The organism is Clostridium sp. JS66 (assembly GCF_033561535.1).
GTDB classification, from domain to species: Bacteria; Bacillota; Clostridia; order Clostridiales; family Clostridiaceae; genus Clostridium_AM; species Clostridium_AM carboxidivorans.
In genome coordinates, this window is record NZ_CP131467.1 from 519,624 (window position 1) to 531,773 (window position 12,150).

A 12,150-nucleotide genomic window follows, 5' to 3' on the forward strand; every position below is an offset into this window, starting at 1 on the left:
GAAAAATTTTGTACATTATAGGAGGTGACTAAAAGGTTGGAAAGTGAATTATTTAGACTGGCAGCCTCTCAAGGAATATGGGCTGCATTGTCCATAGTACTTATTTTTTATATTGTAAAAGCACAAGAAAAAAGAGATTTAAGTCAAGATGAAAGAGAAAAAAACTATCAGAATATAATATTAAAACTTACAAATGAATTTTGTATGATAGAAAATATTCAAAAAGATGTTGTGGAAATTAAACAACATATAAATAAAGATGTTAGTAATTAGAATTTTAATTTTGAGATTTAACAATTAATTTCAAGGATCACAGCTACAAACCCGTTAGTTTACAATCATAATAATGTATACTAATGGGTTTGTAGTGCTAGCTTCTTATATAAAAATTTAATGGGCTATTATGTATATAAATTTCTTGTATAATCTCCATACATAAAAATATCATATTCTTATCTACGCCTATTTAATAAAACTTGTATAACTTGTCCAATTATCATGACACCAAACTTCAGAAAATCCTTTTTAATGAGCTATCTCTAATATTATCATAAGTTATTACATATAAGGTTGAACTAAACAATGCGCTAGAACCACAGTCATATGCAAAATTGCATAAAGAATCAAACTGTTGTTGATTTAATGTAACAGTGTATCTATTAAGTTTTATTTTGGTAAGTGATATTTAACCACTGTTGAACTTTTAAGTCCATTTATCATACCTTCTTTCTAAAATTTTAATTAATATTTAGATTACTATATTAAAAAAGAGATTAATTTTATTAATGTAAACCTATAATTATTTTTAAATTAATAAAAATAATTATAGGTTTACATTATAGCTAATTATTTATTATTATTTAGTGTACAATCAATCGATTGATATAAAAAAATAAATTAATGAAAGCGAGGAATTCGATATGGGATATTTTGCAGTTAATAAAAGTGGAGTTAGTGTCAAATTATATACCTCACTAGGTTTTCAAGCATCAAAAGGGTATATACAAGAAAATGAGAGGTTTGCTATAGATTGGATATCTCAAGGTGATGGTGGTTGTTATGGTCGTGTGCTTCATAACCCAGATGGAGGGGGGATAGTTGATGGTTATTTTACTCTTAACACAACAAGCTCCCCAAGACATGATAATATGGATTGGAGAAGTAAGTGGAGTAACTTTGGATTTGGAACAGTTTATTCACCAAACGTTCCTGGCACCCCATTATCTATAATGAAAATTGATAAAAGTGTTGCTTGTTATGGTTCTGGTGGGGAATTGATTTGCTACTTAGCGCCAGGGAGTAATGCCTATATAACCCCCAATAGTGCATGTGGGGAACATTATAAGAATTGTATTTCTGCATATGGAGTCTACAACATTGAACATGGGCAAAATATATGGGGGGCATACTTCATAGATACTAAAATAAATGTACAAAGTGGGTTTGATACTGCCGTTTATGGTAATTGGTAAAATAAGAATTAATAGAGGGGCTGTCGCACTAAAAAATTAGTGCGACAGTTTTTTGCCTAAAAAATAAATCTCCCACTCGGAAGAGTGAAAGATTTATAGTAAAATTAATATATGCCTAAATACATTAATTTACACAAAAATTATACTTTAAATATTGGAAAATATCAATTAAAACTTCCACTAAATATTGAGTACATGATTCCAAATAATGATTCGGTGCGTTTGCTAAGTCAGTTTGTAGAGGAGATGGATTTAACAGGTTTATATTCGACTTATTCCCGATTAAGGTAAAATCAGGCTACGCCTCGTCAGATGCTGAAGATTGTACTTTATTCTTACATGAATCACAACTATTCTTCTAGAGTAATGGAAAACTCCTGCAGAAGAGATGTAAATTTTATGTACCTTTTAGAAGGTTCACCAGTACCAGATCATTCTACCTTTGCAAGGTTTCGTAGTCTTCACTTTGCGCCCTGTTCAGAAACAATTATGGCTGAAATGGCAAATTTTCTTTATGAAATTGGAGAAATATTAGGTGATGCTATATTCATTGATGGTACGAAGATAGAGGCATGCGCTAATAAATATACTTTCATTTGGAAAAAAGCTGTCTCAAAAAATTTGGAGAGACTACTTTCTAAGTTGGCTGATTTCGTAGCTGAATGTGAAGAGTTGTACAGAATAAAGCTTGTATATGAGAACAAAGTAAAAATAAAGCATGTAAAAAAGCTACGCAAGAAACTTTATACCTTGAAACAACAAGAAAATATAGAATTTGTACATGGGTGTGGTAAAAGGAAAACTCCCATTCAACGTTCTATTGAAAAACTTAAGGAATACCTTAGTAAACTAAAAGAATATACACAGAAAATCCATACCTGCGGAAAGCGTAATAGCTATTCTAAGACAGATAAAGATGCGACATTTATGAGGATGAAAGAAGATGCTATGAAAAATGGTCAGTTAAAACCAGGTTACAATGTTCAACATGGAGTGGATTCCGAATATATAGTATGGCTTACTGTTGGCGATCAGCCTACGGATACAACAACATTGATTCCATTTATAAAAAGCATGGAGAGTTTCTTGTATTTTAAGTATTTTAGAATTTCTGCAGATGTAGGTTACGAGAGTGAATAAAATTATGTTTATATTAAAGAGAATGGACAGATATCATATATTAAACCGACAAATTATGAAATATCAAAAACAAGGAAATATAAAAATGATATAAGCAGAATAGAAAACATGGATTATACAGAACTTGGTGATTATTATACTTGTAAAAATAATAAGAAACTAACAGTAAGTAGAATATTAAAAAGAAAAAGCAAGACAGGCTATATAAGTGAAAAAACAATTTATACTTCTGATGACTGCAGCAATTGTTATCACAAGAGCAAATGTATAAAAGGACATAACTGCAAAACACCATTAGAAGAAAGGGTTAAAAATATTGAAACTTCAAAGCTATTTAACATGCTTCGCAAAGAGAATCTTGAAAGAATTTTAACCGAAGAAGGCTGTAAGTTGAGAATGAATCGAAGCATTCAAGCCGAAGGCTCTTTTGCGGAGATAAAACAGGATATGGGATTTCGTAGATATCTAAGCAGAGGTAAAAAGAATGTTTTAGCAGAAAGTGTTCTATTAGCAATGGCACATAATATAAATAAACTACATAATAAAATTCAGTCAGATAGAACTGGACCACATCTTTTTTCACTTAAAAAGGCTGCATAATTTAAAAATTTTAAAAGCTTTGAAAATCAAAAAAACCTTAATATTAAAGGCTTATTAAAGTGCGCCATTTTTTAATTATTGAGCTTATTGGAGGCTAAAACATTATTAAATTTTCTATGAAACACACAAAAACGCTGTCGCGTTAGCATATTTTTTTATGCTAATGCGACAGCCCCTTTTATCTAAATATAGGATGTATTGTTCAATTTACACTTTTGCTTTTATTCATTGTACCATTGTCATCTAATATTTTTAGAGTAGTTATTCGCAATATTTAATCGATTATTCGTCTTTTGAATAATCACCTCTTTTAATAAGATTAATAGTAGGTTTTATAGCTGATTGATTAATTGAAATAGCACGACCTTTTAATGTACTTTCGGGTTGCCCTCCACCCAATATTTTCCATAATGTATTATGATCTGATACAACTTGAGAAAAATCACAATTTTTCCATCTAGTAATAATTTCTATAAAATTAGTTTTTTCAGCTCCATCTGGTAAAGTTTGAATTAGCTTATAAGTAGCATTTAATTCATCTTTACTCATAGATTTAACTCCATCTTTTGCATTATCTTCTGCAACTATTAAACCATTGACCATTAAATGCATACTTGTTGCTACCTCATATCGGGTATCTCCCTTTTTAATAACATCCTTTTTAACAGAATCATTCTTATTAGTTGCATAGTCAATTTTTACTTCATCATTATGTTTATTATTAATTTGTATATGTGATGCTGGAGTAGTAAATGACCCTAGCTTAATAATATAAGAGCCTATTCCAATTACTACCGTTATAATTCCAAAACCAATAATTATATTTCTAATATTTTTTTTCATAATGAGGTCTCCTTATAAAATTAGTTTTTTATAATTATATCATTATTTACATAAATATTCCATTATTCAAAAGTACTAGAGTCTCAATAAAATTGTAGTTGAAAATTCAGTTCAACCTTATTTTTTAATTTTTTTTTCTCTACATATTTATTTTTTGAATTAGGTTTTGCTCGCATATAAAGCTTAAGAAAATCATCTAAACTAAGATGTTTTTCGGATACTTTTATATTTGTTGTACATATAAAATATAAAGGCTTTATTAATTGCAAATACCAACTTATTTTATTATATTATGTGTAATTTTAAATTATAATTGTGTAGAATTTAGTATTTACTTTATAATATTTAATATTACAAATATTTTGACAATCATATTATAAATTTAATTTGAGTTATAATTAAACTAATAAATACAATTAACATATATATTTAAAATTATTAATAATTAGGAGAGAAAAACATTATGAATTTTTTAATGACATTTTTAAAATAGGCAGTGCATGTATTTTTATCTATGAAAATAATCTAACATATCTAAAATCATCATATGTAGATGGGGAAATAGTAATTTAACATTTCTTAAATGTTTTTTCAATATAGTTTTTAACTAATCCACAATAAAGTTCCTAATTTAGACACTAAAGAACACTCTAGTGCTTGATTTATCAATGCATTAGGGTGCTTTTTTATGTAAAAATTTATATTATTACAAAAATATGGGTTTACATTTTTACGTTTTTTTACTTTTTATATAAAAAATGATATAAGAGGTGATATTGTGGAAGAGTTATATTGTCTAGTGAAAGAATCCAAAGAACAAAATAAGGATTCGTTGATGAAGATTATAGAAATGTTTAAACCTTTAATAAAAAAATATAGTAGAAAATTGAGTTATGATGGAGCTGAAACAGATTTATTAATAACATTTATAGAAACAGTACTATTTTTACCAATATTTAAAAATGAAAATTTAAAAAAAGATAAATGTATAGTTGGATATATACATTCATCGATAAAGAATAAATACATTTATTTATCAAAAAAAAATATGAATATTTTAAAAACAGAAACTGAATTGAATTTAGATATATGTCAAAATGAATTTTCTAGTAGTATAGAGGACTCATTTTTAATGAAATACTTAGTAGATAATTTAAACGAGTTACAAAAAAAAGTTATTATACAAAAATTTTTCTATAACTACTCTGATATTGAAATAGGCAAGAAGCTAAAAATATCTAGACAAGCTGTTAATAGAATTAAAAAAAGAGCATTAAATAACTTAAGAAAGGAATTTGTTAGTAGTTTATAAATGAAAAGTTTATTTAGTAGTTACTTTTGTTATAGACCTTCTAGGTACATGAAAACTTTACCGTCGATAGAAAAATTCTGATTTTATATAAAATTCAAAAAAACATATAATAGTAGACGTTATGTAGATGTGTAAACGTTATAATAAGACAAGTAAAGAAATAAACTAAGGGGGAAGTAATATGGCGAAGTTAGTAGAATGTGTGCCTAATTTTAGTGAGGGTAGAGATAAAGAAATAATTGAAAAAATTGTAGATGAAGTTAGAAAAACAGAGGGTGTAAAGCTCTTGGATTATTGTTCAGATAAAGATCACAATAGATCTGTTGTAACTTTTATAGGTGGTCCAGAAGAAACAAAGGAAGCTGCTTTTAAACTTATAAAAAAAGCGTCTGAACTTATAGATATGAGTAAGCATTCAGGAGCACATCCAAGAATGGGTGCTACAGATGTAGTTCCTTTTATTCCTATAAGAGATATAACTACTGAAGAATGTGTTCAAATTGCAAAAGATTTAGGAAAAAAGGTTGGAGAAGAATTAAATATACCCGTTTATTTATATGAAGATGCTGCTACAGCGCCAGAAAGACGAAATTTAGCAGAGATAAGAAAGGGTCAATATGAAGGTTTCTTTGAAAAAATAAAGAAGCCAGAATGGAAGCCTGATTTTGGTCCATGTGAAATGAATAAAAAGAGTGGTGCTACTGTTATAGGAGCAAGATTCCCATTAATAGCATATAATGTAAATTTAGGTACAGATAATATCGAAATAGCTAATAAAATAGCTAGAAAGATAAGACATATAAGCGGAGGCTTAAGATATGCTAAAGCTGTTGGAGTAATGTTAACTGAAAGAAATATAGCTCAAGTTTCAATAAACATGGTAAATTATGAAAAGACAGCTGTATATACTATTCAGGAAATGGTTAAGATGGAAGCAAAAAGATATGGTGTTCCAGTAGTTGGAGCTGAAGTTATCGGGTTAATTCCAATGAAAGCTTTAATTGATTGTGCAGAATATTATCTTCAAATTGAAAATTTTGATATTAAACAAGTTTTAGAGACAAATTTAAGTGAGTAATGAGGGGAGGAAATAATATGATTAATAATGTTAACATTAAAGAAGCTATGACTATAAAATTGGATGATGAGTTGCCTGAAATGCCTAAATTTGTTGAAGGCATAAGAAGAGCACCAGATAGAGGATTTCATTTGAGTAAATCACAAACTGAAATTGCTTTGAAAAATGCTTTAAGATATATTCCACCTAAATACCATGAACAATTAATACCTGAGTTTTTAGAGGAACTTACTACAAGAGGAAGAATTTATGGATACAGGTTTCGTCCAGAAGGAAGAATTTACGGAAAGCCTATTGATGAATATAAAGGAAAATGTACAGAAGGTAAAGCTTTTCAAGTTATGATAGAGAATAACCTAGATTTTGAAGTAGCTTTATATCCTTATGAACTAGTTACATACGGAGAGACAGGAAGTGTATGTCAGAATTGGATGCAGTATAGACTTATAAAAAAATATTTAGAAGTTATGACTCAAGATCAAACTTTAGTAGTTGAATCTGGTCATCCTCTTGGATTATTTAAATCAAAACCAGATGCACCAAGAGTAATAATAACAAATGCTATGATGGTAGGCATGTTCGACAATCAGAAGGATTGGGAAATAGCAGAGGAAATGGGAGTTGCAAATTATGGGCAGATGACTGCAGGAGGATGGATGTATATAGGACCACAGGGTATAGTTCATGGTACCTTTAATACATTGCTTAACGCAGGAAGAATGAAACTTGGTATTCCAAACGATGGTGATTTAAGAGGTCATTTATTCATAACTTCAGGTCTTGGAGGAATGAGTGGTGCTCAACCAAAAGCTATAGAAATAGCAAATGGAGTGGGCATAATAGCAGAAGTTGATCAGTCTAGAATAGACACAAGACTTAACCAAGGATGGGTTAAAGAATGTTCTTCTGATTTAGATAAAATATTTAAAATTGCACATGAATATATGGAGAAAAAAGAACCTATGTCCATTGCTTACCATGGAAATATAGTAGATTTACTTGAATATGTAGTTAAAAATGATATAAAAGTAGAATTGTTATCAGATCAAACTTCTTGTCATGCTGTATATGAAGGAGGTTATTGCCCACAAGGAATTACTTTTGAGGAGAGAACAAAACTTCTTGCAGAAGATAGAGAAAAGTTTGATAAGTTAGTAGATAAGAGCTTAAAACGTCATTTTGAGTTAATAAAAACTTTAGTAGATAAGGGCACATATTTCTTTGATTATGGTAACTCTTTCATGAAAGCTGTATATGATGCTGGAGTTAAAGAAATATCTAAAAATGGAGTAGATGAAAAAGATGGATTTATATTCCCTTCTTATGTAGAGGATATAATGGGACCACAATTATTTGACTATGGCTATGGACCTTTCAGATGGGTTTGTTTAAGTGGAAAAGAAGAAGATTTAATTAAAACAGATAAAGCTGCTATGGAATGTATAGATCCAAATAGAAGATATCAAGATAGAGATAATTACAATTGGATAAAGGATGCAGAGAAAAATAAATTAGTAGTTGGAACTCAAGCAAGAATATTATATCAAGATGCAATTGGAAGAATAAATATAGCACTTAAATTTAATGATATGGTAAGAAAAGGTGAGATAGGACCTGTAATGATGGGAAGAGATCACCATGATGTTAGTGGAACAGATTCTCCTTTTAGAGAAACTTCAAACATTAAAGATGGAAGTAATGTAATGGCAGATATGGCTATCCAATGCTATGCAGGAAATGCAGCTAGAGGAATGAGTTTAGTTGCACTTCATAATGGTGGAGGTGTTGGAATAGGTAAATCTATAAATGGAGGCTTTGGATTAGTATTAGATGGAAGTTATAAAGCAGATGAAATAATTAAGTCAGCACTTAGCTGGGATGTTATGAGCGGTGTTTCTAGACGTTCTTGGGCAAGAAATGAACATTCTATTGAAACAGTGATGGAATTTAACAAAACTCATCAAGGTACAGATCATGTAACACTTCCATATTTAGTTGAAGGAGAAGGAATAAAAAAGGAAGTAGAGAAATACTTTAGTAAAGTTAAATAAGAATATTAAGTTAATATGAGCATATTGCGAAGCAAAGCTTCACAATATTTCTAAACTGTGAAAGTTAAATTATAAATTAAGAATTAAGAATATAAATTTTACTGGAGGTGATTGAATGATAATTAAGAATATAAGTTGTCTAGTAACTTGTGCAGGAGATTATCCTAAAAAAAAGGATAAATTAAAAGATGCCGGTGTAATTGAAAATGGATATATAGTTATACAGGATAAAACTATAGTAGAAGTAGGCAGCGGAGAAGGTTATAAAAAGTATTTAAAAGATGATGAAACTGTAATAGATGCATATGGTAAAACTGTAACTCCTGGACTTGTAGATAGTCATACTCATGTAGTTTATGAAGGTTCTAGGGAATTTGAATTACCTTTAAAACTTCAAAATGTTCAGTATATAGATATATTAAATGCTGGAGGCGGAATTTTAAGTACTGTAAGCAATACAAGAAAAGCATCAATAGAAGAATTAGAACAGGGTACAAAAAAGAGATTGGATTTAATGCTTGCTCATGGTACTACTACAGTGGAAAGTAAGTCAGGTTATGCTTTAGATTTTGAAAATGAAATAAAAATGTTACAGGTGAATGCCAATTTAAATAAAAGGCATCCTATGGATATAGTTTCAACTTATCTTGGAGCTCATGCAGTACCTAAGGAGTTTAAAGAAAATAGAGAAGGTTATATAAGTCTTATAATTGAAAAGGTAATTCCTTATGTAAAAGAACATAAATTGGCAGACTTTGTTGATTGTTTTTGTGAAAAAGGTGTATTTACAATAGATGAAAGTAGAAAAATTTTAAAAGCTGCTCAATCAGCAGGGTTTAAAGCTAAAATTCATGTAGATGAAATAGAATCTATAGGAGGAGCAGAATTATCAGGAGAAATTAAAGCAGTATCTGCAGAACATTTAGTAGCGGCTTCGGATGAAGGAATAAAGGCTATGGCAGAAAATAATGTAGTTGCAGTACTATTACCTACTACATCCTTTTATCTAATGTTGAATAAATTTGCAAGAGCCAGAAAAATGATAGAAGAAGGAGTTGCTGTAGCATTAGCTACAGATTGTAATCCAGGAACTTCTCCTACAGAATCATTACAAAGTACAATGACATTTGCATGCTTCGGGCTTAAAATGCTGCCAGAGGAAATAATAAATGCAATGACTATAAATGCGGCTTGTGCAGTTGGTCGTGAAAAAGAAATAGGAAGTATTGAAACAGGAAAGAAAGCTGATATAGCTATATTCGATGCTAAAAATTTAAATTATTTGATGTATCATTTTGGTGTAAATGCAATAGATACAGTAGTTAAAAATGGAGCTATTGTAGTGCAAGCTGGAAAGATTGTATATTAGTTAACATATTTCTAAAATTGGGGGAATATAAAATGCTACAAAATTTAACTGTAAAAGACTTCATAGATGAATTAGCTTCTAAATCTCCAGCTCCAGGTGGAGGAAGTATAGCTGCTCTTTCAGCTTCTTTAGCTAGTTCTCTTGCTAGTATGGTGTTTAATCTTACCGTGGGAAAAAAAGAATATATGGAATATGAAGAAAAGTTAAAAAAGGATATTGATGAATCTTTGGAGAAGGTTAGTATATTAAAAGAAGGATTTTTAGAATTCATGGAAAGGGATACAAATGCTTTTTTGTCACTAATGCAAGCATTTAAAATGCCTAAGAATACAGATGAAGAAATTAAAGCTAGAAAACAAAAAATAGCAGAGGGTAACAGACAATCTTTAGAAATTCCGTTAGAAGTAGCAAATAGAGCTTATGGGATTTATGACTATATATACATAGCAGTAAAGTATGGAAACAAAAATGCGTTATCGGATGCTGGTGTTGCAGCTTCATTAACAGAAACTGCAGTAGAAGGTGCTATACTAAATGTAAAAATAAATATTATGGGTTTAAAGGATGAATCATATAAGAAAGATTTAAGGGATAAATGTAATGTTTTATTAGAAAATAGTAAAAAGAAAAAAGAAGAAATTATGAGTATAATAGAAAACAAATTGATTTAAAACTTGGAGGCGTGTAACAATGAAAACTGTTAATTTAAAAGGTGAAGGTCTTACTTTAGAGGATATTATAAATGTTGCATACAATGATTATAAAGTTTACCTTACAGAAGAAGCCAAAGAAAAAGTAAAAAAATCAAGAGCTATAGTAGATGATATAGTTGATAAAAATAAAATAGTATACGGAATTACAACAGGCTTTGGAAAATTTTCAGATGTAACTATAACAGGAGAACAGTGCAAAACACTTCAAAGAAATTTAATAATATCACATGCATGTGGTGTTGGACCAAAGTTCCCAAAGCAAATAGTAAGGACAATAATGCTATTAAGAGCAAATAATTTATCTAAAGGATATTCAGGAATAAGATTAAGTGTACTTGAAACTTTATTAGATATGTTAAATAAAGGGGTACATCCTTCTATACCAGAAAAAGGTTCTTTAGGAGCATCTGGGGATTTGGCACCTCTTGCACACATGGTATTACCTATGCTTGGTGAAGGAGAAGCCGAATTTGAAGGCGAAATTTTATCAGGAAAAGAAGCTATGGAAAAAGCAGGAATACCAACAGTAGAACTTGTAGCTAAAGAAGGCTTGGCACTTATAAATGGAACACAGGTAATGACTGCAGTAGGTTCATTAGCTTTACATAAAGCTATAAATCTTTTGAAACTTAGTGACATTACCGCAGCAATGACTATAGAAGCATTAAGAGGAATAAGAGATGCTTTTGATCCAAGAGCACATGCAGTAAGACCTCATAAAGGACAAATTCAAACAGCTAAAAATATACTTAATTTAATAGAAGGCAGTACTTTTGCAACTAATCAAGGAGAATTAAGAGTTCAAGATGCTTATGCTTTAAGATGCGTGCCACAAGTACATGGTGCAAGTAAGGATGCTATAAACTATGTTAAGGAAAGAGTAGAAATTGAAATAAATTCTGTTACAGATAATCCTATTGTATTTGAAAATGGAGATGTAATATCAGGAGGAAACTTCCATGGACAACCTATGGCTTTAAGTTTTGATTTTCTTGGTATAGCAGCATCTGAAATTGCTAATATATCAGAAAGAAGATTAGAAAGATTAGTAAATTATCAATTAAATGATTTACCACCATTCTTAGTAAAAAATGGAGGACTTAATTCTGGATTTATGATTACACAATATGCAGCAGCAGCTTTAGTATCAGAAAATAAAGTGCTTGCACATCCAGCTAGTGTAGATTCTATTCCTTCATCTGCTAATCAGGAAGACCATGTAAGTATGGGAACTATTGCTGCTAGAAAGAGCTTACAGATTATAAATAATGTAACTAGAGTAGTTGCAACAGAACTTATGGCAGCTTGTCAAGCTATAGATTTTAGAGATGGACTTAAATTAGGTAAAGGTACTCAGGAAGCATACAAAGCAGTAAGAAATAAGGTAGACTTTATAGCAGAAGACAAGGTTATGTATAAAGAATTAGAGAAATGTGAAGAGCTTTTAACAAGTGGAGAACTTTTGAAAGCAGTAGAAGAAAAGGTAAAGGTAGAAATATAAATAAAAGTATATTAATTAAACAATTATTATTTGTTTTTAATACTGGAATCCTGTGAAATATTCAGGATTCC

At 29.9% G+C, this 12,150-nt stretch carries 12 protein-coding genes; 10 read left to right on the plus strand and 2 right to left on the minus strand.

Annotation, left to right across the window (positions count from 1 at the left end; genetic code table 11):
* The first annotated feature begins 36 nt into the window (after positions 1–36).
* Positions 37–273 carry a BhlA/UviB family holin-like peptide gene (locus Q6H37_RS02400; RefSeq protein ID WP_318738995.1) on the plus strand — a complete coding sequence of 79 codons (237 nt, stop codon included), beginning with the start codon at positions 37–39 and terminating at the stop codon, positions 271–273.
* Between the two features lie 238 nt (positions 274–511).
* Here the strand turns inward: Q6H37_RS02400 and Q6H37_RS29455 are convergent, their stop codons facing one another.
* Entirely contained in the window at positions 512–685 is a 174-nt protein-coding gene (locus tag Q6H37_RS29455; RefSeq protein WP_412523923.1) for a glycoside hydrolase family protein, read from the minus strand.
* A gap of 235 nt (positions 686–920) precedes the next feature.
* Here Q6H37_RS29455 and Q6H37_RS02405 point away from each other — a divergent pair, with 235 nt between their 5' ends.
* The 3 genes from Q6H37_RS02405 to Q6H37_RS29465 all read left to right on the plus strand — a co-directional run bounded on the left by Q6H37_RS02405 (position 921) and on the right by Q6H37_RS29465 (position 3,212).
* The gene (locus tag Q6H37_RS02405; protein WP_318738996.1) at positions 921–1,472 is read left to right on the plus strand and encodes a hypothetical protein; all 552 of its coding nucleotides are present in this window, start codon (positions 921–923) and stop codon (positions 1,470–1,472) included.
* Positions 1,473–1,784: 312 nt separating this feature from the next.
* Positions 1,785–2,612, plus strand: coding sequence for a transposase (locus Q6H37_RS29460; protein ID WP_412523897.1), 828 nt, complete (start codon positions 1,785–1,787; stop codon positions 2,610–2,612).
* Positions 2,613–2,720: 108 nt separating this feature from the next.
* On the plus strand, positions 2,721–3,212 hold the full coding sequence (locus Q6H37_RS29465; protein ID WP_412523898.1) for a transposase: 492 nt from the start codon (positions 2,721–2,723) through the stop codon (positions 3,210–3,212).
* 282 nt (positions 3,213–3,494) lie between these two features.
* On the opposite strand, the gene Q6H37_RS02415 is transcribed toward Q6H37_RS29465, so the two are convergent.
* Positions 3,495–4,055 carry a DUF6241 domain-containing protein gene (locus Q6H37_RS02415; RefSeq protein ID WP_318738997.1) on the minus strand — a complete coding sequence of 187 codons (561 nt, stop codon included), beginning with the start codon at positions 4,053–4,055 and terminating at the stop codon, positions 3,495–3,497.
* Positions 4,056–4,833: 778 nt separating this feature from the next.
* Between Q6H37_RS02415 and Q6H37_RS02420 the strand changes: the two genes are divergently transcribed.
* The 6 genes from Q6H37_RS02420 (at position 4,834) to hutH (ending at position 12,079) form a co-directional block, all read left to right on the plus strand.
* Positions 4,834–5,367, plus strand: a complete 534-nt coding sequence (locus tag Q6H37_RS02420) for a sigma-70 family RNA polymerase sigma factor (protein ID WP_318738998.1) — start codon at positions 4,834–4,836, stop codon at positions 5,365–5,367.
* Between the two features lie 181 nt (positions 5,368–5,548).
* Positions 5,549–6,445: a glutamate formimidoyltransferase gene (ftcD, locus tag Q6H37_RS02425; protein WP_318738999.1), complete on the plus strand. Its 897-nt coding sequence runs from the start codon at positions 5,549–5,551 to the stop codon at positions 6,443–6,445.
* A gap of 17 nt (positions 6,446–6,462) precedes the next feature.
* On the plus strand, positions 6,463–8,496 hold the full coding sequence (locus tag Q6H37_RS02430; RefSeq protein WP_318739000.1) for a urocanate hydratase: 2,034 nt from the start codon (positions 6,463–6,465) through the stop codon (positions 8,494–8,496).
* 115 nt (positions 8,497–8,611) lie between these two features.
* On the plus strand, positions 8,612–9,865 hold the full coding sequence (hutI, locus tag Q6H37_RS02435; protein WP_318739001.1) for an imidazolonepropionase: 1,254 nt from the start codon (positions 8,612–8,614) through the stop codon (positions 9,863–9,865).
* Positions 9,866–9,897: 32 nt separating this feature from the next.
* Positions 9,898–10,536, plus strand: coding sequence for a cyclodeaminase/cyclohydrolase family protein (locus tag Q6H37_RS02440; protein ID WP_318739002.1), 639 nt, complete (start codon positions 9,898–9,900; stop codon positions 10,534–10,536).
* 19 nt (positions 10,537–10,555) lie between these two features.
* Positions 10,556–12,079: a histidine ammonia-lyase gene (gene hutH, locus Q6H37_RS02445; protein WP_318739003.1), complete on the plus strand. Its 1,524-nt coding sequence runs from the start codon at positions 10,556–10,558 to the stop codon at positions 12,077–12,079.
* Positions 12,080–12,150: the final 71 nt, after the last annotated feature.